This window comes from Streptomyces sp. NPDC090994 (assembly GCF_044768905.1).
Classification (GTDB): domain Bacteria; phylum Actinomycetota; class Actinomycetes; order Streptomycetales; family Streptomycetaceae; genus Streptomyces.
In genome coordinates, this window is record NZ_JBIVWS010000041.1 from 1 (window position 1) to 24,878 (window position 24,878).

General features: G+C 74.6%; 25 protein-coding genes. 17 read left to right on the plus strand and 8 right to left on the minus strand.

Annotated features, from left to right (window positions below; genetic code table 11):
• Positions 1–105: 105 nt before the first annotated feature.
• On the plus strand, positions 106–681 hold the full coding sequence (locus tag ACIQR3_RS37310) for an adenylosuccinate lyase (RefSeq protein ID WP_403545906.1): 576 nt from the start codon (positions 106–108) through the stop codon (positions 679–681).
• Between the two features lie 7 nt (positions 682–688).
• Here ACIQR3_RS37310 and ACIQR3_RS37315 read toward each other — a convergent pair whose 3' ends face one another.
• From ACIQR3_RS37315 to ACIQR3_RS37325, 3 genes are all read right to left on the minus strand, one after another.
• A complete protein-coding gene (locus ACIQR3_RS37315) occupies positions 689–1,192 on the minus strand; it encodes a GNAT family N-acetyltransferase (protein WP_403545968.1) in 504 nt (167 codons plus the stop codon).
• A 20-nt stretch (positions 1,193–1,212) separates the two neighbouring features.
• Positions 1,213–1,611, minus strand: coding sequence for a RidA family protein (locus ACIQR3_RS37320; RefSeq protein WP_403545908.1), 399 nt, complete (start codon positions 1,609–1,611; stop codon positions 1,213–1,215).
• Positions 1,612–1,764: 153 nt separating this feature from the next.
• Complete coding sequence (locus ACIQR3_RS37325; RefSeq protein ID WP_403545909.1) at positions 1,765–2,808, minus strand: Rv2578c family radical SAM protein; 1,044 nt, start codon at positions 2,806–2,808, stop codon at positions 1,765–1,767.
• A gap of 171 nt (positions 2,809–2,979) precedes the next feature.
• Between ACIQR3_RS37325 and ACIQR3_RS37330 the strand changes: the two genes are divergently transcribed.
• The 3 genes from ACIQR3_RS37330 (at position 2,980) to ACIQR3_RS37340 (ending at position 6,937) form a co-directional block, all read left to right on the plus strand.
• Positions 2,980–3,423 (plus strand): SRPBCC family protein, encoded by a 444-nt coding sequence (locus tag ACIQR3_RS37330; protein ID WP_403545911.1) that lies wholly within the window; start codon positions 2,980–2,982, stop codon positions 3,421–3,423.
• A 160-nt stretch (positions 3,424–3,583) separates the two neighbouring features.
• Positions 3,584–6,031: an MFS transporter gene (locus tag ACIQR3_RS37335; RefSeq protein WP_403545913.1), complete on the plus strand. Its 2,448-nt coding sequence runs from the start codon at positions 3,584–3,586 to the stop codon at positions 6,029–6,031.
• A gap of 180 nt (positions 6,032–6,211) precedes the next feature.
• On the plus strand, positions 6,212–6,937 hold the full coding sequence (locus ACIQR3_RS37340; protein ID WP_403545915.1) for a methyltransferase domain-containing protein: 726 nt from the start codon (positions 6,212–6,214) through the stop codon (positions 6,935–6,937).
• Positions 6,938–6,994: 57 nt separating this feature from the next.
• Here ACIQR3_RS37340 and ACIQR3_RS37345 read toward each other — a convergent pair whose 3' ends face one another.
• Genes ACIQR3_RS37345 through ACIQR3_RS37360 form a run of 4 tightly spaced genes read right to left on the minus strand, consistent with a single transcriptional unit; the run spans position 6,995 to position 11,970 of the window.
• Complete coding sequence (locus tag ACIQR3_RS37345) at positions 6,995–9,565, minus strand: YncE family protein (protein ID WP_403545916.1); 2,571 nt, start codon at positions 9,563–9,565, stop codon at positions 6,995–6,997.
• A 40-nt stretch (positions 9,566–9,605) separates the two neighbouring features.
• Positions 9,606–10,169, minus strand: a complete 564-nt coding sequence (locus ACIQR3_RS37350) for a hypothetical protein (RefSeq protein WP_403545918.1) — start codon at positions 10,167–10,169, stop codon at positions 9,606–9,608.
• Between the two features lie 46 nt (positions 10,170–10,215).
• A complete protein-coding gene (locus ACIQR3_RS37355) occupies positions 10,216–11,184 on the minus strand; it encodes a hypothetical protein (RefSeq protein ID WP_403545920.1) in 969 nt (322 codons plus the stop codon).
• A gap of 36 nt (positions 11,185–11,220) precedes the next feature.
• The gene (locus tag ACIQR3_RS37360) at positions 11,221–11,970 is read right to left on the minus strand and encodes a hypothetical protein (RefSeq protein ID WP_403545922.1); all 750 of its coding nucleotides are present in this window, start codon (positions 11,968–11,970) and stop codon (positions 11,221–11,223) included.
• Positions 11,971–12,094: 124 nt separating this feature from the next.
• Here ACIQR3_RS37360 and ACIQR3_RS37365 point away from each other — a divergent pair, with 124 nt between their 5' ends.
• Genes ACIQR3_RS37365 through ACIQR3_RS37390 form a run of 6 tightly spaced genes read left to right on the plus strand, consistent with a single transcriptional unit; the run spans position 12,095 to position 18,825 of the window.
• A complete protein-coding gene (locus ACIQR3_RS37365) occupies positions 12,095–13,144 on the plus strand; it encodes a hemin ABC transporter substrate-binding protein (protein WP_403545924.1) in 1,050 nt (349 codons plus the stop codon).
• 55 nt (positions 13,145–13,199) lie between these two features.
• Positions 13,200–14,033 (plus strand): M55 family metallopeptidase, encoded by an 834-nt coding sequence (locus ACIQR3_RS37370; RefSeq protein WP_403545926.1) that lies wholly within the window; start codon positions 13,200–13,202, stop codon positions 14,031–14,033.
• Positions 14,026–15,330 carry a M20/M25/M40 family metallo-hydrolase gene (locus tag ACIQR3_RS37375; RefSeq protein WP_403545928.1) on the plus strand — a complete coding sequence of 435 codons (1,305 nt, stop codon included), beginning with the start codon at positions 14,026–14,028 and terminating at the stop codon, positions 15,328–15,330. The genes ACIQR3_RS37370 and ACIQR3_RS37375 overlap by 8 nt, the downstream gene beginning before the upstream one ends.
• Before the next feature lie 5 nt (positions 15,331–15,335).
• Positions 15,336–17,336 (plus strand): prolyl oligopeptidase family serine peptidase, encoded by a 2,001-nt coding sequence (locus tag ACIQR3_RS37380; protein ID WP_403545929.1) that lies wholly within the window; start codon positions 15,336–15,338, stop codon positions 17,334–17,336.
• Positions 17,333–18,256 carry an LD-carboxypeptidase gene (locus ACIQR3_RS37385; protein ID WP_403545931.1) on the plus strand — a complete coding sequence of 308 codons (924 nt, stop codon included), beginning with the start codon at positions 17,333–17,335 and terminating at the stop codon, positions 18,254–18,256. Before ACIQR3_RS37380 ends, ACIQR3_RS37385 begins: the two co-directional genes overlap by 4 nt.
• Positions 18,257–18,276: 20 nt before the next feature.
• Positions 18,277–18,825, plus strand: a complete 549-nt coding sequence (locus ACIQR3_RS37390; protein ID WP_403545933.1) for a GNAT family N-acetyltransferase — start codon at positions 18,277–18,279, stop codon at positions 18,823–18,825.
• 12 nt (positions 18,826–18,837) lie between these two features.
• Here the strand turns inward: ACIQR3_RS37390 and ACIQR3_RS37395 are convergent, their stop codons facing one another.
• Complete coding sequence (locus ACIQR3_RS37395; protein ID WP_215168415.1) at positions 18,838–19,185, minus strand: VOC family protein; 348 nt, start codon at positions 19,183–19,185, stop codon at positions 18,838–18,840.
• A 69-nt stretch (positions 19,186–19,254) separates the two neighbouring features.
• Between ACIQR3_RS37395 and ACIQR3_RS37400 the strand changes: the two genes are divergently transcribed.
• From ACIQR3_RS37400 to ACIQR3_RS37430, 7 genes are all read left to right on the plus strand, one after another.
• A complete protein-coding gene (locus ACIQR3_RS37400) occupies positions 19,255–19,743 on the plus strand; it encodes a phage holin family protein (RefSeq protein ID WP_403545935.1) in 489 nt (162 codons plus the stop codon).
• A 236-nt stretch (positions 19,744–19,979) separates the two neighbouring features.
• The gene (locus tag ACIQR3_RS37405) at positions 19,980–20,246 is read left to right on the plus strand and encodes a hypothetical protein (RefSeq protein ID WP_403545937.1); all 267 of its coding nucleotides are present in this window, start codon (positions 19,980–19,982) and stop codon (positions 20,244–20,246) included.
• On the plus strand, positions 20,243–22,099 hold the full coding sequence (locus ACIQR3_RS37410) for a transketolase (protein ID WP_403545939.1): 1,857 nt from the start codon (positions 20,243–20,245) through the stop codon (positions 22,097–22,099). The genes ACIQR3_RS37405 and ACIQR3_RS37410 overlap by 4 nt, the downstream gene beginning before the upstream one ends.
• Entirely contained in the window at positions 22,096–23,022 is a 927-nt protein-coding gene (ligD, locus tag ACIQR3_RS37415; protein ID WP_403545941.1) for a non-homologous end-joining DNA ligase, read from the plus strand. The genes ACIQR3_RS37410 and ligD overlap by 4 nt, the downstream gene beginning before the upstream one ends.
• A 115-nt stretch (positions 23,023–23,137) precedes the next feature.
• Entirely contained in the window at positions 23,138–23,545 is a 408-nt protein-coding gene (locus ACIQR3_RS37420; RefSeq protein ID WP_403545943.1) for a gas vesicle protein, read from the plus strand.
• Positions 23,546–23,677: 132 nt separating this feature from the next.
• On the plus strand, positions 23,678–24,103 hold the full coding sequence (locus tag ACIQR3_RS37425) for a gas vesicle structural protein GvpA (protein WP_403545945.1): 426 nt from the start codon (positions 23,678–23,680) through the stop codon (positions 24,101–24,103).
• Positions 24,100–24,876, plus strand: a complete 777-nt coding sequence (locus ACIQR3_RS37430) for a GvpL/GvpF family gas vesicle protein (protein WP_403545947.1) — start codon at positions 24,100–24,102, stop codon at positions 24,874–24,876. The genes ACIQR3_RS37425 and ACIQR3_RS37430 overlap by 4 nt, the downstream gene beginning before the upstream one ends.
• Positions 24,877–24,878 lie beyond the last annotated feature (2 nt).

A 24,878-nucleotide genomic window follows, 5' to 3' on the forward strand; every position in this document is an offset into this window, starting at 1 on the left:
CAGCCGAGCGTGGGGGAGTCGGCGAGTGACGACAACGCCGCAGATGCGCGTGCCAGACCCCGCGTCTGCGGCGTGATCCAAACGACAGGCCCTAGCCTCGGACGCATGGACGAAGAAGTGCGCGCGCTCACGGAGCGTCTGCGGGCGGAGGCGGGCGGGACGCCGGTGTACGACCGTCTGGTGGCGACCGCGGACCAGGACGAACTGGCCGAGGTGCTCACCGGACCCGGACAGCCGCTCTGGGCCAGGGAACTGGCCGCGTTCCGGCTGGGGCTGGCGGGGGACCGGCGGGCCTTCGAGGCGCTGGTGCTGCTCCTCAACCACCGTGACCCGCCGCGCTGCGCCTCCGCCGCGTACGCCCTCGCCCGCCTCGGCGACCCCCGCACCGCCCGGGCCGCCGCCGCCCTGGCCACCAACGAACTGCGCGTCGCCTACGCCCTGCACCCGGTCCGGCTGCTGACCGGGCTGCGCGCGCCGGAGTCCGTCCCCGCGCTGATCACCACCCTGAAGCGGCGGCTGCGCCCGCACGACCCGTACCGCCGGGTGGCGCTCGCCTGCGTCGAGGGGCTGGGCGCGCTCGGCGACCCCCGGGCCAGACCCGTGCTGACCGAGGCCCTCGCCCATCCGGCGCTGGCCGAGGCGGCGGCACGGGCCCTGAGGCGCCTGCCTCCCGGGGAGTGACGGGCCGTCAGGCGGCCAGTGCCCGCGCGTACCGCACCTCGGGCACCGCGATCCCGGCCACCTCGAACGGCTCCGCGCCGCCGTCCGCCCGGAACCCGGCCCGCTCGTGGAAGCGGCGGGCGCGGGTGTCGCCCCGGAGCACCCACAGCAGCATCCGCGGGTACCGGGCGGCGGCGCGGCGGCGGACCGGCTCACCGAGCAGGGACCGCCCGACCCCGCAGCCGAGGTGGCGCGGATCGACGCAGAGCGCGTACAGCTCGGCGTCGGCCGTGCGCGTCTCGCCGTCCCGGTACGGTCCGTGGCAGCCCCGGCCGACGACCGTCCCGTCGTCGTCCCGCGCGACCAGGTTCGTCACGTCGGCCGGGGTGGCGGCGGAGTGGGCGCGGCGGTGCTCGGTGTGCTCCGCGACGCTGAGCCCGTCCAGGTACGCCTGCGGTATCGGCCCCCGGTAGGCGTGCTGCCGGCCCCGGACGCGGATCTCGGCCACGCGCTCGCAGTCGGCCAGGGTCATCCCCCGTGCCTGGAACGAGGTCACGGCGCGACCACCGCCAGTGCCTCGACCTCCATCAGGAACTCCGGGCGGACCAGGGCGGCGACCTGGACCGCCGACGAGGCCGGCAGGCGGTCGTCGGGCAGGTGGGCGGCGCGGGCCGCGCGGACGGCCGGCATGTGGGCCATGTCCGTGACGAAGTACGTCAGTTTCACCACGTCGTCGAAGCCGGCGCCGGCGGCGGCCAGGCAGCGGCGCAGGTTCTCGAAGACCTGGCGGGCCTGGGCCGCCGGGTCGCCCTCGCCGACGATCCGGCCCTCCTCGTCCAGCGGGAGCTGGCCGGAGACGGCCACGAGCCGGCCCGTAGCCGCCACGACATGGCTGTACTGGGCTGCGGGGAAGACGCCTTCGGGGGCGGGGATCCTGGTCGGCTCGCTCATGGGCCCATCATGGATCACGGGTCTGACAACGCGCCCGCCCCGAGACGCCCGCCCTGAGACGCCCGCCCTGAGACGCCCGCCCCGAGCCCCCCGAGACCCCCCGAGACCCCCCCGAGGCCCCCGCCCCGAGACGCCCGGCGGCGCGAGCCCGGCTCAGAGCAGGGTGAGCTGGGTCGGCTCGGGCTCCGCGGGAGCGGGCGGTTCCGGTTCCGGTTCCGCGATCCGCCGCGAGGCCCCCGCGCGGGCCGGACCGATGCCGTACTCCCGGGCCAGGTCGTGCACCTGCCGGGTGATCCGGCGCTGGTACCACTTCGGCGCGTAGGCGCCCTCGGCGTACAGCCGCTCGTAGCGGCGCACCAGGTAGGGGTGGTGCCGGGCGAGCCACGCCATGAACCACTCCCGGGCACCGGGCCGCAGATGCAGCACCAGGGGCGTCACGGACGTCGCCCCGGCCGCCGCGATCGCCCGTACCGTCGCCCGCAGCCGGCCGGGATCGTCGCCGAGGAACGGGATCACCGGCGCCATCAGCACCCCGCACCCGATGCCGCGCTCACCCAGCGCCCGTACGACGTCCAGGCGCCGCTCCGGCGCGGGCGTGCCCGGCTCCACGGTGCGCCACAGGTCGGCGTCGGTGAAGCCGACCGACACCGAGATGCCCACGTCCGTCACCCGGGCCGCCCGGGTCAGCGCGTCGAGGTCGCGCAGGATCAGCGTGCCCTTGGTGAGGATGGAGAAGGGGTTCGCGTGCTCGGTCAGGGCGTCGATGATCCCCGGCATCAGCCGGTAGCGGCCCTCCGCCCGCTGGTAGCAGTCGACGTTGGTGCCCATCGCGATGTGCTCCCCGTGCCAGGAGGGCGAGGCCAGGCGGCGGCGCAGCAGGTCGGGCGCGTTCACCTTCACCACGATCTGGCTGTCGAAGTCCAGGCCCGTGTCGAGGTCCAGATAGCTGTGCGTCTTGCGGGCGAAACAGTAGACGCACGCGTGCGTGCAGCCCCGGTAGGGGTTCACCGTCCATTCGAACGGCATCCGCGAGGCACCCGGCACCCGGTTGACGATCGAGCGGGCCCGCACCTCGTGGAAGGTGACCCCCCGGAACTCCGGCATGTCGAAGGTGCGGGTGGTGACCGCGTCCGCGTCGAACAGCGCGGCGTCGGAGGCCCGGCCGTGGCCGGACTCCGAGAGGTTCTCCCAGCGCATGGCGCCTCCTCGGTAGTGCAGGCCCACAGAATAGAACACATGTTCCCTTGATCGTGCGGCCCGAGGTCCGGACGCCCGCCCCCGGCCGCCGGGCGCCCTTCGATTTGGTGGCCGGGCGGCGGGGTGGTTGGCTTGCCCCGACCCCTCAGCACCAGGCCCTGGAGGTACCCGATGGCGCAGGTCGAGGCCACGACCGAGCGAATCGTCAACGCGGACGCGGAGACGGTGTTCGACGCGCTCGCCGACTACAGCGGCACCCGCGCGAAGCTGCTGCCCGAGCAGTTCAGCGAGTACGAGGTCCGCGAGGGCGGTGACGGCGAGGGCACCCTCGTGCACTGGAAGCTCCAGGCCACCAGCAAGCGTGTGCGCGACTGCCTGCTGGAGGTGACCGAGCCCTCCGACGGCGAACTGGTCGAGAAGGACCGCAACTCCTCGATGGTCACCACCTGGCGGGTCACCCCGTCCGGCGAGGGACGCTCGCGCGTCGTCGTCACCACGGTGTGGAACGGCGCCGGCGGCATCGGCGGCTTCTTCGAGAAGACCTTCGCCCCCAAGGGCCTCGCCCGGATCTGCGACGCGGAGCTGGCCAAGCTCGCCGCCGAGGTCGAGAAGTAGTCAAGGTCCGTACGTGAGGCGGCCGTTGGGGCCGCCTCACCGGTTCGGGTGATGTCCACGCGTCCCCGCCGGACGCCGTAACCCCTTGCGAGTCTTCGCCGTTGTCGCCTGAGCGGGAATGGTGCGCTCAGGCGACGAATTGCGACAAGGGGAGCGGTACGTGGGCGGGATGACTCTGGTGCAGGACGAGCCGGCCGCCGCCGCGCCGCCGGACTCCGCCGGGCCGCCCGCGCCCGGACCGGCCGCCGCGCTCAGTCCGCGCCGGGTCCGGCTGGTCTTCTTCGGGCTGATGCTGGCGCTGCTGCTCGCCGCGCTGGAGCAGATGATCGTCGCCACCGCGCTCCCGAAGATCGTCGGGGAACTGCACGGCCTGGACAAGATGTCCTGGGCGATCACCGCCTACCTGCTCACCTCCACCGTCGGCCTGCCGATCTACGGCAAGCTCGGTGACCTCTTCGGCCGCAAGGGCGTCTTCCAGTTCGCCATCCTGGTCTTCGTCGTCGGCTCGCTGCTGGCCGGCCGGGCACAGACGATGGACCAGCTCATCGCCTACCGCGCGGTGCAGGGCGTCGGCGCGGGCGGCCTCATGATCGGCGTGCAGGCGATCATCGCGGACATCGTGCCGCCCCGGGAGCGCGCCCGGTTCATGGGCCTGATCGGCGCCGCCTTCGGCCTCGCCTCCGTCGCCGGACCGCTGCTCGGCGGCTACTTCACCGACCACCTCTCCTGGCGCTGGTGCTTCTACATCAACGTCCCCTTCGGCCTGCTCACCATGGTCGTCGTCGCCCTCGTCCTGAAGCTGCCCAAGCCGCGGGCGCGGGCCCGCCTCGACGTCCTCGGCGCGCTGCTGCTCGCCGCCGCCTCCACCTGCGCGGTGCTGCTGACCAGCTGGGGCGGGATCGAGTACGACTGGGGCTCCAAGGTCATCCTCGGGCTCGGCGCCGGGGCGCTCGCGGCCACCCTGCTCTTCCTGGCCGCCGAGCGCTTCGCCGCCGAACCCCTCATCCCGCTGCGCCTGTTCCGCGACTCCGTCTTCAACGTCACCGGCCTGATCGGACTCGTCGTCGGCGTCGCCCTGTTCGGCGCCGCCAGCTACCTGCCCACCTTCCTCCAGATGGTCGACGGCGCCTCCGCCACCGAGTCGGGCCTGCTGATGCTGCCCATGATGGGCGGCATCGTCGGCGCCTCCGTCGTCTCCGGCCAGCTCATCAGCCGCACCGGTCACTACAAGATCCACCCGATCCTCGGCGGCGCCCTGTCCGTCGTCGGCATGTGGCTGCTCTCCCGGCTCGACGCGGACACGCCCAGGGTGCAGTACAGCGTCTGGATGTTCGTCCTCGGCGCCGGCATCGGCATGGTGATGCCCGTCCTGGTCCTCGCCGTGCAGAACTCCGTGCGCCCCGCCGACCTGGGCACCGCCACCAGCGCCAACAACTACTTCCGGCAGATCGGCGGCAGCGTCGGCGCGGCGATCTTCGGCACGCTCTTCGCCGACCGGCTCACCGACGCCCTCGCCGTGCGGCTGCCCGCCGGGGCCGGCGCCGGGCTGCCCGACGCCGACGCCATCACCCCGCAGCTCGTCCACGCCCTGCCGCCCGCGCTGCGCGACGCCTACATCCAGGCGTACGCCGACGCCATGCCGCGGATCTTCCTGTACCTCGTGCCGGTGCTCGTGCTCGGCCTGTTCCTCGCCTTCTTCCTCAAGGAGAAACCGCTCGTGTCCCACAACGCGCCCGTGACCGAGACGGAGACCGCGCAGACCCCGCCCCCGCCCCCGGCCGCGGTCCCGCCCGCCCGTCCCCACACCCCGGGCGGCAGGACCCCGGCCCCGCCCCGCTCGCCCTGCCCCGGCGGCGTCCCGGTCTGCGGAACCGTGCAGCACCCCGACGGCACCGTCGTGCCCCGCGCGGCGCTCACCCTCATCGACGCCGCCGGACAGCAGATCGGGCGCGGCGCCAGCGGCGGCGACGGACGGTACGCGCTGGCCACCCCCGGCTCGGGGGCGTACGTCCTGATCGCCGCCGCCGGCGGCCACCAGCCGCAGGCCGTCTCCGTCACCGTGGGCGAGCGCCCCGTCGAACTGGACGTCGTCCTCGGCGGCGCCGGACGCCTCGCGGGCGCCGTCCTCACCGCCGACGGCACCCCCGTCCGCGACGCGACCGTCACGCTCACCAACGTGCACGGCGAGGTCGTCGCCAGCACCCGCAGCGGACGGGAGGGCGGCTACGTCATCACCGAGCTGGTGGCCGGCGAGTACACCCTGGCCGGCAGCGCCCCCGCCTTCCGCCCGGCCGCGCTCCCCGTGACCGTCCAGGCGTCCCGCGAGACCCGGCAGGACATCGAACTCGCCGGCGGCGCCGTGCTCAAGGGCACCGTCCGGGCCGGCGGCGGACGGCCCGTCGAGGACGCCCGCGTCACCCTGCTGGACGCCGCGGGGAACGTCGTCGACACGCTCACCACCGGCGCCGACGGCACGTTCCGCTTCGTCGACCTGTCCTCGGGCGAGTACACCGTCATCGCCGCCGGTTACCCGCCGGTCGCCACGGTGCTGCACATGGCCGGCGGCGGCCGTACCGAACGCGACCTCCAGCTCGGCCACGAGGACTGAGCGGACCGGGACGTGAGCCCGACCCCCTCGGCCCTGCCCGCCGTCCCTCCCAGTGGTGAACGGCGACGAAGGACCGGTGAAGGAACAGGCGGTCCGCTTGTGGGCCGGACCGGTGCGCGGTAGACCGTACTGGCCCGTCGCTCGGGACGGGCCTGGCCGTCGCACCTGGGGGAGTCGGGCATGAGCGTGACACGTCGGTACCGGGACGCCTGGGAGGGGTTCTGGCGCGAGGCGCCCGATACGCCGCACGCGGTGTTCTGGGACGCGGAACCCGTCCTGACCGCCGGCCGTCACCTCGCCCTCTTCGAACCGCACCTGACCGACCCCGGCCTGCCGATGGTCGACCTCGGCTGCGGCAACGGCACCCAGACCCGCTACCTCGCCGACCGCTTCGCCCACGTCATCGGCGCGGACCTGGCCGCCGCCGCGCTCGACCGGGCCCGGCGCGCCGACCCCGAAGGCCGGGCCGCGTACCGGCGACTGGACGCCGCCGACAAGAGCGAGGTGCGGACGCTCCACGCCGAACTGGGCGACGCCAACGTCTATCTGCGGGGTGTCCTGCACCAGAGCGAGCCCGGGGACCGGCAGCAGGTGGCCGACTCCCTCGCCGCCCTCCTCGGCGCACGCGGCCGGGCCTTCCTCGTCGAACCGTCCGAGGCGGCGGTGCCCGTCCTGTCCGGTCTCGCCGAGGGCGCCGACGGGCCGCCGCCCAAGCTGGCGCCGGTCCTGCGGGCCGGCCTCGTGCCCGGCACCCTGGCCGACGACGCGCTGCCGGAGCAGCTGCGCGCCGCCGGGCTGACGGTCCTGCTCCGCGGCGAACTGCCGCTGATCACCACGGAGTACCGGCCCGACGGCACCCGGATTGAGCTGCCGTCGCTCTGGCTGGTCGCCGGACGCACGCGATGACGTACGGTCCTCCCCCGCCGGGAGCGGGGGAGGACCGTGGGCGGGGCGGGACCGTCATCAGCCCGTCGGGCGGGTGCGGCGGTACAGGAACCAGCCCGTGGCCGACAGGGCGGCCGCGAGGGCGGCGGCCCAGAGCACGGTGGCGCCGGTGGAGGCCAGGCTGCCGCCCAGGGCCGAGGTGCCCGAGCCGCCCGAGCTGCCCGAGCCGCCGGCGGTGGCGCCGGGGGCGGGGGTGGAGCCGGTGCCGGGGGTGGCGCCGGCACTCGGTGGGGCAGTGCCGTCCGGGTCGTCCGTGTCCACCGGGTCCTGGCCGGTGAAGCTGACCGGGACCTTCACGTCCTGGGAGCGGTCGCCGGAGAGGGTGTGGTCGGCGCGGGTGGCGAGCACGCAGGTCGACGTGAGGCAGTCGGTGAACTCGTCCTGGGCGTCCACGGTCAGCTCCACCTCGAAGGAGCCGTCCTCGCCGTACGGGGTCGCCAGGTCCTGCCCGTAGTCGGGCGGGTTCGACGAGATCCACGCCGAGGAGTGCGAACCGCCGGTCATGTCGACGCCGCCGACGCACGGGGTGGGCAGCTCGCCCTCGCCGTTGTCGACGCACAGGGCGACGTAGACGCCCTTCTCCTCGTCGTAGCCGGTGCCGGTGACCTTCAGGGTCTGGTCCTCGGTGGCCAGGTCGTTGACCGGGGTGACGGTGAGCTTCTGGCCCTCGGGGCCGGTGACGGTCCGGGTGCCGGAGGGGTCCCGCGGCTTCCCGCCGTCGCCGTCGCCGTCGCCGCCGTCGTCTCCGCCCCCGCTCTCCTCGGTCACCGTGAGGGTGACCGGCGAGGTGCGGGTGGTCCCGGCGGAGTTGGTGAACTCCGCGCGGTACCGGTAGCCGTCGTGGGCGGCCCTGGCCGTGAAGGTGTACGTGGTGGCCGTGGCGTTCTCGACCGCGGACCAGGTCTGGCCGCCGTCCGCGCTGACCTGCCAGCGCACGGCCGGTTCGGGGGCGCCCTCGGCCGCGGCGACGAAGGCGACCTCGTCGCCCGGGGCCGCGCTGCGGTCGGTGGGGCTCTGGGTGACCTTCGGGGACATCCGGCGGTCGAACCTGGTGACGGTCGCCTCGGCCGGGTTGGTCACGTACACGGCGGTGCCGCCGGGGGCCACGGCGACGGCGGCCTGGCCGAGCTGGCCCTGGTTGCCGGGGAGGGCGGTGGGCTGCGCGGCCTCCTCGAAGGTGGCGGTGTCGTACACCCCCAGCGAGCCGTTGTTGTCACCCCCGTCGCCCGTGTCGCCGTTGTCCTGCCAGACGACGAACGCGCGGCCGGTGGCCGGGTCGAAGGCGACGTCCGCCGCCCGGTCCGGTCCCTGGACGGTGGTCAGCAGCGTGGCGTCCTCGTCGTAGACGCGGACGGTGTTCCCGCTGCCCACCCAGACGTTGCCGGTGGCGGGGTCGGGGGTCACGAACCAGAGGGTGTCCGCTGGGAGTTCCGCCGTGGCGGTCACGGTGAAGGAGCCGGTGTCGATCCGGCTGAGCCGCCCGCCGGCCACCCCGGACCAGGCCAGGCCGCGCGCGGTGTCCGTGCCGAGGGCGGTGCCGCCGTCGAGGGTGAGGGTCTTCTCCACGGCCCCGGTGGCGGTGACGATCTCGGAGAGGGTGCCGCCCTGCTGGACGAGGGTGGTGGCGGCCTCGGTGCCCGGGCCGACGCCGGTGACGGTGGCGCCGGTCAGCCACACGCCCCGGGCACTCGCGTCACCGTCCTGGGCGGTGCCGATGCCGCGCAGCGGGTAGTGGAAGACGACGCCGTCACCGGCCAGCGGGGCGGCGATCCGCGCGATCCGCCGGCCGGCCAGGGTACCGGTGGCGCCGGGGGCCTGGCTGATGTGGCTGCGGACCGTGCCGTCGGCGGGGTCCAGGACGTACAGGCCCTGTTCGTTGACGTCCGCCGTGTCGGCGATGTTGTCGGCGCCGACGTAGAGCTTGCCGGAGTCCGGGTGCAGGAGGAGGTCCAGCGGTTTGCCGGCGGCGGTGAACTCGGCGGCCTTCGCGTACCTCACGGTGCCGGGCGGTACGTCGACGCCGTCACCGCCGTCGTCGCCACCGTCCCCGGGCTCCTGGCCCTCGAAGGCGACGGGGACGCGGACGTCCTGGGAGCGGTCGCCGCTCGCGCGGTGGTCGACGCGGGTGACGACGGAGCAGGCGACCTGGAGACAGTCGAGGCCGCTGTCCCGCGCGGTCAGTTCCAGGTCGACGTCGAAGGTGCCGCCGGCGCCCCAGGGCTGGGCCAGGTCGCCCGCGTACGGGTCGTCCGCGGGGACGATCCACCGGGAGGCGCTGCCGCCGCCGGTGACGTCGGCGCCGCCGAGGCAGGGCGACGGGACGCGGTTGTCGCCGTTGTCCTTGCACAGGGCGACGTAGATCCCCTTGGTCGTGTCGTAGCCGGAGCCGGTCACCCGGACGGTCTCGCCGGCCGGGTCGAGGCCGGCGGAGGCGGAGACGGTGAGTTTCTGGCCGTCCTCGCCGATTCCCGTGCGCGGGGTGTCGGCGGCCTGCGCGGCCGAGCCGGCGACGACGGAGGCGAGCACCAGCCCGGCGGCGCCGAGAAGCGCCGCCGGGCGTCTGCGCCGGACCGTTGTGTCAACTGCCATGGTGGTCCTCAGAGGTGGTCACAGACGGGTCAGCGGCCGGTCACTGGAAGGTGATCGGGACGTGGACGTCGTACGTGCGGTCACCGGAGTCGAGGTGGTCGGCGCGGGTCACCACGGCGCAGGTGACGTCCTCGCCGCAGACGCTGCCGTCGTCGAGGGCGGCCTTGACGTAGATCTGGGCGCTGAAGGTGCCGCCGGTGCCGAACTTGGAGCTGTTGGCGAACAGGCCGCCGAAGGTGTTGTTCACCCAGTGCGAGGCGCCGGTCGAGCCGCTCTCGTCCTGGCCGCCCAGGCAGGGGGTGGGCTTGGCCGCGCCCGGCGCGCCCTCTACGACGCACAGGCCGACGTAGATGCCCTGGGACGGGTTGAAGCCGGAGCCGGTGACGGTGATGACCTGGCCCGCGGCGGCGGCCGAGTCCGGGGCGGTCACCGACAGGTTGTAGGTGGTGGAGCCGTCGACGACGGTCCGGGTCGAGGTGGCGGCGGAGGCGGAGCCGGCCAGGCCCAGGGTCAGGGCCGCCGAGGCGGCGACGGCGAGGGCGGCGCGGGCGGTGGTGCGGGCGGTGGTACGGGCGGTGGAGAAGGGGGAGAGGACAGCTCTCATGAGGGCCACTTGCCTTTCACAGGGGTTTTCAGGGATGGAGTGGGGGTCAGTGGGAGGCGCGTACGCCGAACCGGGCCGCTGCCCGGTGCCCGCCGGAGACGGCGGTGAGTTCGACGGTGTGGGCGCCCTCGGTGGCCGTGGCGTAGACCGGGAAGGAACGGGTCAGGCGTCCCTGTTCGTCGGCCGCCGTCTGGTAGCGGGTGTCCGCGTCGATCGCGACGAGCACGATCTCGCCGGGCGTGAAGCCGGTGCCGGTGACCGTCTGTTCGCCGCCCGGGGTCAGGGTGGTGTGCCGTACGGCGGCGGCCGGTGCGTCCCGTTCCGCCGTCGGTGGCGGTGTGGTGGGGGTGGTGGCCGGGGTGCCGTCCGGGGTGTCGCTCGGCGCCGGTCGCGGGGCCGCGGGAGTCTCGGCGGTGCTTCCGGTGCCCACCGTCACGGCCAGCCGGCCGAGACCGTCGCCCGCCGTGAACTCCCGTCCGCTCCACGCGGACAGCAGCCGCGCGCCCTCCTCGGTGAGGGCCGCGTCCAGGCCGCTCCAGGTCACGCCCGAGGCACGGACGGCGGGGGCGGGGCCGCCCGAGGTGAGGTCGGCCAGGGCGAGTTCGCGGACCTCGCCTCCGGTCACCGTCCGGGTGCGCAGGGTGCCGGTGCCGTCCCGCAGGTCCAGCCGCAGGCCGCCGAGGACGAGGGGGGACGCCGCGGCGGTGGCGTCGGTGAGCCGGGCGGTGCCCGCCAGTTCGACCCGTGCCGTGCCGGCCGCCGGGTCCGTGCCGCCTCCGGCGGCCGGGAACCAGGCGCGGTCCGCGGCGTCGCGCACGGCGGGTTCGGCGACGTCGAACGACACGGCCGCGTCGGACAGTCGGGTGTTGCCCGTCGTCCAGCTCGTGTAGCCGCCGGATATCTCGCGGGACCCGCGGGGGAGGTCCTCCGCGTCCTGCGCCGTCGCCGGGCTCGGGCCGAGCAGCGCCAGCAGGGCACCGCCCGCCGCGGCGGCGACGCCGGGTCTCTTGGTCATCTTCCGGTCTCCCTCGGGGAATCGGGTGCGGCGCCGTCAGCCGGCGCGCCGGGTGCGGCGCCTGCGCGCCAGGAACCAGGTGCCGGTGCCGGCCGCGACCAGTGCGGCGGCGGTGCCCCCGATCGTCAGGGCGGCCGAACCGGTACTGGCCAGAGGACCGTCGGAGGTCTCGGAACCGGAGCCCGAGCCGGAGCCGCCCGTGCCGGTGCCGCCGGTCGCGGTGGCGCCCGGGGTGCTCGCGGTGCTGCCCGGCGTGGCCGAGGTGCCGTTCCCCGGCGTACCGCCGCCGTCCGAGCCGCTCCCGAAGGTTACCGGCACCCGTACCGTCTGCGACTGGTCGCCGCCCCGGGTGTGGTCGTTGCGGGTGATCACCGCGCAGGTGACGCCGGACTTGGCGCAGTCGGTGTTGGCGTCCTTCGCCCGCACCTTGAGCCGCACGCTGAACGTGCCCTTGTGCCCGCTGCCGCCGTAGGGCTCGGCCAGTCCCTCGCCGTAGGACGGCGGGTCGGAGGAGACCCAGACGGAGGCGCCGGACTCGCCCGACATGTCGACGCCGCCGACACACGGCGTGGGCGTCTTGCCGGCGCCGTTGTCCACGCAGAAGGCGACGTAGATGCCCTTCTCCGTGTTGTAGCCGGTGCCGGACACCGTCACCGTCTCGCCCGCCGGGTCCAGGCCGGACGTCTTCGACACCGTGAGCTTCTGCCCCTCGGGGCCGGTCGCCGAGGCACCGGCGGCCGACGCGGGTGCCGCCGAGAGCGCCAGCGCCATCGCGGCGATTCCCACAACTCGACTGCAACGCACAGCACTTGCGCTGTTCACAGCATCACCCCCACCAATGATGAATAAGGTAAACCTAACCTAAGCTAAGTCTCAACTGTGTGACTCCCGAGAACCGAAAGGGCGAGCGATGCGCATGTCCGGAAGAGACCGTTCGTCGTCATGGCGCCGGGGGCCGGCCCCCGTCGTCCTCGCCCTCGCGCTCGCGGTGACCGGCTGCGGAGGTGCGTCGCAGGCGACCTCCGGGACGAAGGCGCCCGCGTCGGCCGGTGAGCGGGCCGCCGCGGCCGAGCGGCGACTGGCGGAGAACACCCTGACGCCGCTCGAAGGCCCGGCTCCCACCCCCGAACTGCCGGTCACCGTGGAGTCGTCCGACGGCCGGCAGGTCACCGTCACCGACGCCTCGCGCGTGCTGCCGCTCAACGGCGGCGTCGCCGAGACCGTGTTCACGCTGGGGCTCGGCGACCGCGTCGTGGGCCGCGACATCACCGCCACCTTCGCCGAGGCGGAGAAGCTCCCGCTGGTCACCAAGGCGCACGACGTCAGCGCCGAGAGCGTGCTGTCGCTGCGGCCGAGCGTGGTGCTGGCCGACACCGACACCGGGCCGAAGGAGGCGATCGACCAGATCCGCGACGCCGGAGTCCCGGTCGTCGTCCTCGACCCCGTGACCGACCTGGACGGCGTCGCCACCCGCACCACCCGGGTCGCCGAGGCGCTCGGCGTCCCCGCGGCCGGCGAAGCCCTCAACGCCCGTACCGACCGGGAACTGGCGGCGGCCCGCGCCGCCGTCCCCGACGGCAGCCGCCCCAAGGTGGCCTTCCTGTACCTGCGCGGCAGCGCGGCCGTCTACCTGATGGGCGGCAAGGGGTCGGGCGCCGACTCCCTGATCGAGGCGGCGGGCGCGGTCGACGCGGGCGTCGAGACCGGCCTCGACAGGCCCTTCACCCCGCTCACCAGCGAGGCCCTCGTCGCGGCCCGGCCCGACGTCATCCTCATGATGGACAAGGGGCTGGAATCGGTGGGCGGGCTCGACGGCCTGGCCGGCATCCCGGGCATCGCCCAGACCCCGGCGGGCGCGGACCGCCGGGTCGTCACACTGGAGGACGGCGTGCTGCTCGGCTTCGGGCCGCGCACCCCGCTGGTGATCGACATCCTCGTGGACCGTATCCACACCGGGTGACCTGATGTCCGGTCTCGCTGGTCGGTTCGTCCCGTGGCGCGTAACGTGACGGAGCATGAAGATCCTGATCAGCGCCGACATGGAGGGCGCCACCGGGGTGACCTGGCCCGCCGACGTGCTGCCGGGCACGCCGCAGTGGGAGCGGTGCCGGTCGATGTTCACCTCGGACGTCGACGCCGCCGTACGGGGGTTCCTGGACGGCGGCGCCGACGAGGTCCTCGTCAACGAGGCCCACTGGACCATGCGCAACCTGCTCCTGGAGGAGCTGGACGAGCGGGCGCAGATGCTCACCGGACGGCACAAGGCGCTGTCGATGGTGGAGGGCGTGCAGCACGGCGACGTGGACGGCATCGCCTTCGTCGGCTACCACGCGGGCGCGGGCATGGAGGGCGTCCTCGCCCACACCTACCTCGCCAACCAGATCACCGGCGTCTGGCTGAACGGCGTACGGGCCAGCGAGGGCCTGCTCAACGCGCATGTCGTCGCCGAGTACGGCGTCCCCGTGGTGCTGGTCACCGGGGACGACGTGGCCTGCGAGGACGCCCTCGGCTACGCGCCCGAGGCGCTGAAGGTCGCGGTCAAGGACCATGTCTCGCGGTACGCGGCGGTGTGCCGGACACCCGCCAGGACCGCCGCCGACATCCGGGCGGCGGCCAAGGAGGCGGCCTCGCTCGCGGTGCGCCACGAGCCGGTGTCCGGCGGGCCGTTCACCGTCGCCGTCGAGTTCGACGCCGAGCACCTGGCGGCGGCCTCGACCGTCGTGCCGGGCGTCGAGCAGACCGGCGAGCGGAAGGTGGCCTACACCACCGGCACCATGTACGAGGGCATCAGGACCTTCAAGGCGGTCACCACGATCGCCTCGGCCGCCGTGGAGGAGACCTATGGCTGACGAGCAGGCCCTCGACGAGGTCGTCCGCTTCACGTCCGACCTGATCCGGATCGACACCACCAACCGGGGCGGCGGCGACTGCCGGGAGCGCCCCGCCGCCGAGTACGCCGCCGCCCGGCTCGCCGAAGCGGGCCTCGACCCCGTCCTGCTGGAGCGCACCGAGGGCCGTACCAACGTCGTGGCCCGCGTCGAGGGCAGCGACCCGTCGGCGGACGCGCTGCTGCTCCACGGTCACCTGGACGTGGTCCCGGCCGAGGCCGCCGACTGGAGCGTGCACCCGTTCTCCGGGGAGGTCCGCGACGGCGTGGTCTGGGGGCGCGGCGCGGTCGACATGAAGAACATGGACGCGATGATCCTGGCCGTCGTGCGGGGCTGGGCCCGGCAGGGCGTGCGGCCCCGGCGGGACGTGGTGATCGCGTTCACCGCCGACGAGGAGGCCAGCGCCGTCGACGGCTCCGGGTTCCTCGCCGACCACCACCCCGAGCTGTTCGAGGGCTGCACCGAGGGCGTCAGCGAGTCCGGGGCGTTCACCTTCCACGACGGCGCCGGCCGGCAGATCTACCCGATCGCGGCCGGCGAGCGCGGCACCGGCTGGCTGCGGCTGACCGCCCGCGGCCGGGCCGGACACGGCTCCAAGGTCAACCGGGAGAACGCCGTCACCCGGCTCGCGGCGGCCGTCACCCGCATCGGCGAGCACGAGTGGCCGCCGCGGCTCACCCCCACGGTCCGCGCCGCGCTCACCGAACTCGCCGCGCTGTACGGCATCGAGAGCGACCTGACCGAGGTGGACGCCCTGCTGGACAAGCTCGGGCCGGCCGCCGCGCTGGTCGAGGCCACCGTCCGCAACAGCGCCAACCCGACCATGCTGGACGCCGGTTACAAGCTCAACGTCATCCCGGGCGAGGCCACCGCCTACGTCGACGGACGGTGTCTGCCGGGCGGTGAGGACGAGTTCAGGGCCACCCTCGACCGGCTCACCGGGCCGGACGTGGACTGGGAGTTCGCCCACCGCGAGGTCGCCCTCCAGTCGCCGGTCGACTCACCGACGTACGCCCGGATGCGCGCCGCCGTCGAGGAGTTCGCGCCCGAGGGGCACGTGGTGCCGTACTGCATGTCCGGCGGCACGGACGCCAAGCAGTTCTCGCGGCTGGGCATCACCGGCTACGGTTTCACCCCGCTGCGGCTGCCCGAGGGCTACGACTACCAGGCCCTCTTCCACGGCGTGGACGAACGGGTCCCCGTGGACGCCCTGCACTTCGGGGTACGGGTGCTCGACCGGTTCCTGCGGACGGCCTGAACGACATGGGGGAGACAGTGCGGACCCTGGCGTACGGATCGTGGCCCTCGCCCATCGACGCGGCGCTCGCCGCCGCGCACGGCGGGCGCCCCGACGACGTGGGCTTCGTCGGCGAGGAGGTGTGGTGGACCGAGCCCCGGCCCGCGGAGGGCGGGCGGCGGAGCCTGGTGCGGCGGCGCGCGGACGGCGGTGAGGAGGACCTGCTGCCCGCCCCGTGGAACGTGCGCAGCCGCGTCATCGAGTACGGCGGCCGGCCCTGGGCGGCGGCGCCGGACGGGGACGGCCCGCTGGTCGTCTTCGTGAACTTCGCCGACCAGCGGCTGTACCGGTGGCGGCCGGGCGACGAGCCCCGCCCGCTCACCCCCGTCTCGGCGGTCGGCGGCGGCCTGCGCTGGGCGGAGCCGCAGCCCCTGCCGGAGCGGGGCGAGGTGTGGTGCGTCCTCGAGGAGTTCACCGGCGAGGGACCCGGCGACGTGCGCCGCGTCCTGGCCGCCGTACCGCTGGACGGCTCGGCCGCCGAGGACCGCGCCGCGGTGCGCGAACTGAGCGACGGGCGGCACCGGTTCGTCACCGGCCCCCGCCTCTCCCCGGACGGGCGGCGCGCGGCCTGGCTCGCCTGGGACCACCCCCGGATGCCCTGGGACGGCACCGAACTGCTGGTCGCCGAGGTCACCGCCGACGGCGCCTTCGGACCGGCCCGGACCGTCGCGGGCGGCCCCGACGAGTCGATCGCGCAGGCCGACTGGGACCGCGACGGCGCCCTGCTGTACGCCTCCGACCGCACCGGCTGGTGGAACCTGTACCGCGACGGCCGGCCGCTGTGCCCCCGCGAGGAGGAGTTCGGCGGGCCGCTGTGGCAGCTGGGCCTGCGCTGGTTCGCCCCGCTGGACAGCGGCCTGATCGCCGTCGTGCACGGCCGGGGCGCCACCGCCCTCGGCGTCCTGGACCCCGAGACCGGCGAGGTCGTCGACGCGGCCGGCCCCTGGACCGAGTTCGCCGCCGGGATCGCCGCGTACGGCGAGCGGGTCGCGGCCGTCGGCGCCAGCCCGCGCAGCGGCCCCGAGGTGGTCGAACTGGACGTCCTCCCCCACGCTCGAACGAGCTCGCGCGGGGCGACCCCCATCGGCCGGGCCCGGGTGATCGGCGCCGCGCACGACGACGTCGTGGACCCCGCCCACTACCCCGAGCCGCAGATCCGCACCTTCACCGGACCCGACGGCCGCGAGGTGCACGCGCACGTGTACCCGCCCCACCACCCCGGCTGCGTCGCGCCCGCCGACGAACTGCCCCCGTACGTCGTGCGGGCGCACGGCGGCCCCACCAGCCGCTCCGCGCTCGTCCTCGACCTGGAGATCGCCTACTTCACCTCCCGGGGCATCGGCGTCGCCGTGGTCGACTACGGCGGTTCCACCGGATACGGCCGCGAGTACCGCGAGCGGCTGCGCGAGCAGTGGGGCGTGGTCGACGTCGAGGACTGCGCGGCCGTCGCCCTCGCCCTCGCCGACGAGGGCACCGCCGACCGGGACCGGCTCGCCGTGCGCGGCGGCAGCGCCGGCGGCTGGACCAGCGCCGCCTCCCTCGCCACCACCGACGTCTACGCCTGCGGCACCATCCTCTACCCCGTCCTCGACCTGACCGGCTGGGGCGCCGGGGAGACCCACGACTTCGAGTCCCGGTACCTGGAGTCCCTGGTCGGCCCGTACGACGAGGTGCCCGCCCGGTACGCGGAGCGCTCGCCCGCCACCCACGCCGACCGGATCACCGCGCCGTTCCTGCTGCTCCAGGGCCTGGACGACGTGATCTGCCCGCCCGTGCAGTGCGAACGGTTCCTGGCCAGGATGGCGGGGCGCCGGGTGCCGCACGCCTACCTCGCCTTCGAGGGCGAGGGGCACGGCTTCCGCAAGGCGGAGACCCTGGTCCGCGCCCTGGAGGCGGAACTCTCCCTGTACGCGCAGGTGTTCGGGCTGAACCCGCCCGGCATCCCCGCCCTGGAGCTGACCGAGTGAACGGCCTGACGCGGCCCGCGCGGCTCGCCCCCGGCGCCCGGGTGGCCGTCGTCGCGCCCAGCGGACCGGTCCCCGAGGAACGCCTCCAGGCCGGCCTCGACGTACTGCGCGGCTGGGACCTCGACCCGGTCGTCGCCCCGCACGTCCTGGACCGGCACGCCACCTCGGACTACCTGGCCGGCGACGACGCCGACCGGGCCGCCGACCTCCAGGGAGCCTGGTGCGACCCGGCCGTCGACGCGGTGCTGTGCGCCCGCGGCGGCTACGGCGCCCAGCGCCTCGTCGGCCTGCTCGACTGGGACGCGATGCGCGCCGCGGGCCCGAAGGTCTTCGTCGGCTTCAGCGACATCACCGCGCTGCACGAGGCGTTCGCCGTCCGGCTCGGCCTGGTCACGCTGCACGGGCCGATGGCGGCGGGCGTCGACTTCCTGAAGGAGGCGCGGGCCCAGGAACACCTGCGGGCCACGCTGTTCGCCCCGGAGACGGTCCGCACGATCACCTCCGGCGGCACGCCGCTCATCCCCGGCCGGGCCCGGGGCGTCACCCTCGGCGGCTGTCTGTCCCTGCTCGCCGCCGAACTGGGCATCCCGGGCGCCCGGCCCGGCGCGCGCGGCGGACTGCTGTGCCTGGAGGACGTGGCGGAGGAGCCGTACCGTCTCGACCGCTGCCTCACCCAACTGCTGCGGGCCGGCTGGCTGGAGGGAGTACGGGGCGTCCTGCTCGGCTCCTGGGTGGGGTGCGGGCCGGCCGACCGGCTCCGGGCGCTGTTCCTGGACCGGCTCGGCGGCCTCGGCGTGCCCGTCGCCGCGGACTTCGGGTTCGGGCACTGCGCGGCTGCGCTGACCGTGCCGTTCGGGGTCGGCGCCGAGCTGGACGCGGACGCGGGCACGCTCACCCTGGACGAACCGGCGCTGCGCTGAGGCCCGCGTACGCTGACGGGATGCCGCACGACACGCCGCCCCGCCACCTCGCCGAGGGCCCCCGGGTGGGCATACGCCACTTCACCCTCGACGACGGAGCCGAGTTCACCGCCCGGACCCGGGAGAGCAAGGACCTGCACCACCCCTGGCTCTTCCCGCCGGACACCGCCGAGGCGTACGCCCGGTACGCCGGCCGGCTGATCGAGGACCCGGCCAAGGCCGGGTTCCTGGTCTGCGACGTGCGCGACGGCTCCCTCGCCGGGTTCGTCAACATCAACAACATCGTGGCGGGCGGGTTCCTCAGCGGGGCGCTCGGCTACGGCGCCTTCGCCCACGCCGCCGGGCGCGGCCTGATGCGCGAGGGACTCGGCCTCGTCGTGCGGTACGCCTTCGGGCCGATGCGGCTGCACCGGCTGGAGATCAACGTGCAGCCGGGCAACGCCGCCTCCATCGCCCTGGCCCGCGCCTGCGGCTTCCGCCTGGAGGGCTTCTCGCCGAAGATGCTGTACGTCGACGGGGCCTGGCGTGATCACCAGCGGTGGGCGATCACGGCCGGCCCCGGGGTCTGACGCGGTCCGCCGTCACGCCTTCCGGTCGGCGTACTCGTACACCGAACCGTCCGGGTGACGGGCGATCAGGTTGCGGCCCGCCGGCGTCGGGAGCGGACCGGCGACGACCTCGCCGCCGAGGCCGGTCACGACCCGGGCCGTCTCCTCCACGTCGGTCACGGCGATCGTCGCGGCCACCTTGCGCAACACTTCCAGCTGGGACTCCGGCCCGCTCATCAGCAAGAAACAGCCGACCGCCGCCACGTGGACGCCGCCGCGTTCGAACCGCATGGCCCGGCCGCCGGCGAGACCCTCGTAGAAGGGGATCACCTTGTCCAGGTCGTCGACGTAGACGCGCAGTGTGGTTCCCAGAATGTCCATGCGGAAAAGCCTAGTTGGCGACCGGGGCGGGCCGCTCATGGACCACCGGGTTGCGGGTACCCGGCCGGCATGGACGACCGACTGACACACGTGGAGCACCTGGACAAGCACTTGGTCGACGAGTTGGCCCAAGTGGCCCGCGAGACCATCCGGGACGAGTTGCGGGAGCAGACGCGCAAGCAGCGCCGTACGGCGACGCTGTACGCGGCGTCCGGAGCCGCCGCGCTGTACGCCGGCGCGGCGGTGGCGCTCGCGGTGGGCCTCGCGCTCGCCGTCGGGCTGCCCGGCTGGGCCGCCGCGCTGATCACGGCCGCGCTGCTCGCCGTCGCCGCCTACCTGCTGCGCGGCGCCGCGAAGCCCTCCGGGCCGGGTACGGGCGCGGGGCACGGGACCGTCGGCGGGCGCCCGCTGGGCGGGACGGCACCCGCCGCGCCGCAGGGCGGGGCCGGTGTGCCGTACCCGCCGATGCCGCCCACCGCACCCGGGACGCCGGGCACGGGCGCCGGGGCACCCCGCCGGGGCGACAGCGACCCCGAGGGGCCGCACGGCAGGGCGTGACACGGGCCGCCGGGGCCAGAGCCGCGGCGGCGCCTTCGTGCGGCAGAGGTCCGCCGGCCGGATACCCGCGGGCCCGGCCGGGAACCGGCGGTACGGGGTGCTCGCGCACGTTTGGGGGGTCTGGCCGGGGGGACGCGAAAGGCCCGACGCGTCGTCGTCGCCCGAGGCGGCACGCGTGCCGGGCGGTCGGCGACGGACACGTCCGCGAGGCGAGTCGGATCGGTGAGGTGAGTCAGGTGAGTGCGGCGAGCGGGCCGGGCAACGAGCCGGCCAAGGGACAGGCCAAGGGACAGCCGGGCGGGGAGCCCGCCAAGGGGCAGCCCGGCGGGGAACCGGCCAAGGCGCAACCCGGCGGCGAACCCGCCAAGGCCCACCCGGGCGGCGAGCCCGCGAGGGGCCGGCCCGGCGTCGAACCCCCGCCGGACCAGCCGCCCCCCGGTCCCGGCGTGGCTCCCGGCCCCGTCAAGCGTGCCGACGACGACCCCGCGGAAGGAGACACATGAACACCGAGGAACTCGTCGAACTCGGACAGCAGCTGCGCGTCGACAGCGTGCGCGCGGCCGACGCCGCGGGCTCGGGACACCCGACGTCCTCGATGTCCGCCGCCGACCTGATGGCCGTACTGCTGGCCAACCACCTGCGCTACGACTTCGAGCGCCCCGCCCACCCGGGCAACGACCGCTTCGTCCTCTCCAAGGGACACGCCTCCCCCCTCCTCTACTCCGCCTACAAGGCGGCCGGCGTCATCGACGACGAGGAACTGCGCACCTTCCGCAAGCTGGGCAGCCGGCTGGAGGGGCACCCCACGCCGCAGCGGCTGCCCTGGGTCGAGACCGCCACCGGGTCGCTGGGGCAGGGCCTGCCCGTCGGCGTCGGCATCGCGCTGGCCGGAGCGCGCCTGGACCGCACCGGGTACCGCGTGTGGGTGCTGTGCGGGGACAGCGAGCTGGCCGAGGGGTCCGTCTGGGAGGCGGCCGAGCACGCCGGGTACGAGCGGCTCGACAACCTGACCGTGATCGTCGACGTCAACCGGCTCGGCCAGCGCGGCGCGACCCGGCACGGCCACGACCTGGACGCCTACGCCCGCCGCTTCCGGGCCTTCGACTGGCACACGGTCGAGATCGACGGCCATGACGTGGACGCCGTCGACCGGGCCTACGGAGAGGCGCTCTCCACCCGCGGCCAGCCCACCGCGATCATCGCCCGCACCCTCAAGGGCAAGGGCGTCGCGGCCACCGAGGACCGCGAGGGGCTGCACGGCAAGCCGGTCAAGGACGCCGCCGAGGCCATCGAGGAGCTGGGCGGACCGCGCTCCCTGACCGTGCACGTCCAGGAGCCCGTCGCCAGGTCCGCGCAGGCGCCGCACCCGGACGGCGGCGGCCGGCTGGAGCTGCCGCGCTGGGAGAAGGGCGAGCAGGCGGCCACCCGGGACGCCTTCGGACAGGCGCTGACCGCCCTGGGCACCGCCCGCGGCGACGTCGTCGTGCTGGACGGCGAGGTGGGCGACTCCACCCGCGCGGAGCTGTTCGCCAAGGAGCACCCCGACCGCTACTTCGAGTGCTACATCGCCGAACAGCAGCTGGTCGCCACGGCCGTCGGCATGGCGGCGCGCGGCAGGCTGCCGTACGCCTCCACCTTCGCGGCGTTCCTCACCCGCGCCCACGACTTCATCCGCATGGCGTCCGTCAGCGGCTCCGGGATCGTCCTCAACGGCTCCCACGCGGGCACCGCCATCGGCCAGGACGGGCCGAGCCAGATGGGTCTGGAGGACCTGGCGATGATGCGGGCCGTGCACGGCTCGACCGTGCTGTACCCGTGCGACGCCAACCAGACCGCGCGCCTGGTCGCCGAGGCGGCCGGTCTGGAGGGCATCCGCTATCTGCGGACCTCGCGCGGCGCCGGCGAGGTGATCTACGGGCCCGACGAGGAGTTCCCCGTCGGCGGCAGCAAGGTGCTGCGCTCGTCCGGCGAGGACGACCGGCTCACGTTCGTCGCGGCGGGCGTCACCGTGTCCGAGGCGCTGGCCGCCGCCGACGCCCTGGCCCGGGAGGGCATCGCGGCCCGGGTGATCGACCTGTACTCGGTCAAGCCGGTGGACCGGGACACCCTGCGCCGGGCCGCCGAGGAGACCGGCTGTCTGGTCACCGTCGAGGACCACCACCCCGAGGGCGGCCTCGGTGACGCGGTCGCGGAGGCGTTCGCCGACGGCGGCCCCGTGCCCCGGCTGGTCCGGCTCGCGGTGCGTACGATGCCGGGCTCGGCCGCGCCGGACGAGCAGCTGCACGCGTCCGGCATCGACGCCGAGTCGATCGCCACGGCCGGCCGGCTGCTGGTGGAGCAGGCGGTGGTGCCGTGAGCCCAGCCGCCGCACGGAAGGTGCGGGCCGGCCCCGGCACCGTCGAGGTGCACCGGCCGGACAAGGTCCTCTTCCCGGCGGAGAAGACCGCCGACCAGGTCACCAAGGGCGACCTGGTCGACTACTACCGGGCCGTCGCCCCGTATCTGCTGCCGCACCTGCGGGGCCGCCCGCTGATGCTGGAGCGGCACCCGGACGGCATCGACGGCCCGGTGTTCATGCAGAAGAACACGCCCGCGCACTATCCGGACCGGATCACCCGCGTGGAACTGCCCAAGGAGGGCGGCACGGTCCGCCACACCGTCTGCGACGACACCGCCACCCTCCTCTACCTCGCCGACCAGGCGGCCCTCACCCTGCACCGCTGGCTGTCCCGCGCCGACCGCCCGCACCACCCCGACCGCATGGTCTTCGACCTCGACCCGGGCGTCGACGACTTCGAGACCGTCCGCGAGGCGGCCGTGCTGCTGGGCGAGCTGCTCGACTCGCTGCGCCTGCCGTCGGCGCTGATGACCACCGGCTCCCGGGGCCTGCACGTGATCGTGCCGCTGCGCGGGCGGCCGGACTTCGCCGAGGTACGGGACTTCGCCCACCTCGTCGCCGAGACCCTCGCCGCCGCCCACCCCGACCGGCTCACCACCGCCGCCCGCAAGAAGGACCGCGGCGACCGGCTCTACCTCGACGTCCAGCGCAACGCCTACGCGCAGACCGCCGTGGCCCCCTACACGGTGCGGGCCAGGCCGGGCGCCCCCGTGGCCACTCCCTTCGGCCGGGACCGACTGGACGACCCCGCGCTGCACGCCCGCCGCTGGACCGTCACGGACGCGGTCGAGCAGGCCCGTACCGACCCGTGGGGCGACCTCATGCGGCGTGGCCGGACCCTGGGGCCGGCCCGGCGGCGGCTGGCGGCCCTGCGCGGCTGACCCGGCGCGGCCCGGTTCTCACCCGTTCGGCCTGCTCCGGGTTGCGCGGAGCAGACGCGTGTGCTCGTAAAGGTTTGGCGAACACTCTTGCGGCCACACGGAGGGGGAGGTGGCCATGTCGAACACAAAGAACACGTCCGATTCGCAACCCATGCAACAGAGTTCACAGGATTCACAGAAGGCGCAAAAGCCGCAGGAGTCGCAGAAGTCCCAGACGTCCCAGACGTCCCAGACGTCCGGTGAGTCACGTCGGCCCCGCCCGATGGAGGTGCTGCGCGAGGCACGCGCACAGCTCGCGGAGCTGACCGGCATGACCGCCGAGTCCGTGTCGTCCTTCGAGCAGACGGAGGAGGGCTGGGCCCTGGAGGTCGAGGTGCTCGAACTGGAGCGTGTCCCCGACACGATGAGCCTGATGGCGAGCTACGAGGTGGAACTCGACGCCGACGGGCAGCTCACCGGATACCGCCGGGTCCGCCGCTACGAGCGCGGACGGTCCGACGCACGCAGGTCCGGCGGCCACTAGACCCTGGGCCGGGCGGACCGGGCCCACCGGGCCCACCGGGCCGTCCGGCACTACATCCACAGACCCACAGACCCAGAGACCCACAGACCCACAGACCCACAGACCCACCGACTCAAGGAGGGATCAGCCGGAATGACTGTCGTACCGGCACAGCAGACCGGAGGCGGAGGCGGCAGCAGCGGCCTCTACGACGTGCTCGAACTCGTCCTGGACAGGGGGCTCGTCATCGACGCATTCGTGCGGGTGTCCCTGGTCGGCATCGAGATCCTCAAGATCGACGTCCGGGTCGTCGTCGCCAGCGTCGACACCTACCTGCGCTTCGCCGAGGCGTGCAACCGCCTCGACCTGGAGGCCGGCCCGCGCAAGAACCCGGGCCTGCCCGACCTGGTCGGGACCATGACCGAGTCCGGCGCGCGCGGCAAGTCCAAGGGGGCGCTGTCCGGCGCCGCCGAGACCATCTCGGACGCCTTCAAGCAGGCCCGCGGCGAGGCCGAGACCGAGTCCCGCCCGCGTGCCCGCAGGTCGACGTCCTCGCGTCGTAAGGAGGAGCAGGAGTGAGCACGTACGTCTACGGCATCACCGCGAGCGCGCACCCCTCGCTCCCGGAGGACCTGGCCGGCGTCGGCGACCCGCCGCGCCCGGTGCGGGTGCTGACCGAGGGCGAGCTGGCGGCCGTCGTCAGCGACGCCCCCGAGGGGCTGCGGCCCAAGCGCAAGGACCTGCTCGCCCACCAGAACGTGCTCGCCGAGGCGGGCGCGGCCGGCTGTGTGCTGCCCATGCGGTTCGGCAGCGTCGCCCCCGACGACAAGGCGGTCACCGGCGTGCTCGCCGAACGCGCCGAGCACTACAAGGAGCGGCTGCGCGCCCTGGACAACCGGGTCGAGTACAACATCAAGGCCAACCACGTGGAGGAGGCCGTACTGCACCACGTGATGGCCACCAGCCCGGAGATCCGCGCACTGGCCGAGGCCAACCGGAAGGCGGGCGGCGGCAGTTACGAGAGCAAGATCCAGCTCGGTGAGATGGTCGCCGCGGCGGTCCAGGCCCGGGAGGCCGAGGACGCCGCCGCGCTCCAGCGCGCCCTGGAGACGGAGGCCGACGCGGTCAGCGTCGGGCCCGAGTCCACGGGCTGGCTGGCCAACGTGTCGTTCCTGGTGGACCGGGAGCGGGCCGAGACCTTCCTGGCGGCCGTGGAGCGCGCCCGCCAGGAACTGCCGCACCTGGAGGTGCGGATCAACGGGCCGCTGCCGCCGTACAGCTTCGTGGAGCCCGGCCCCGCCGAGCCCGCGGGCACCGCGGCGGGCGGCGGCGCCGGTACCGGAGCGGGGTGACG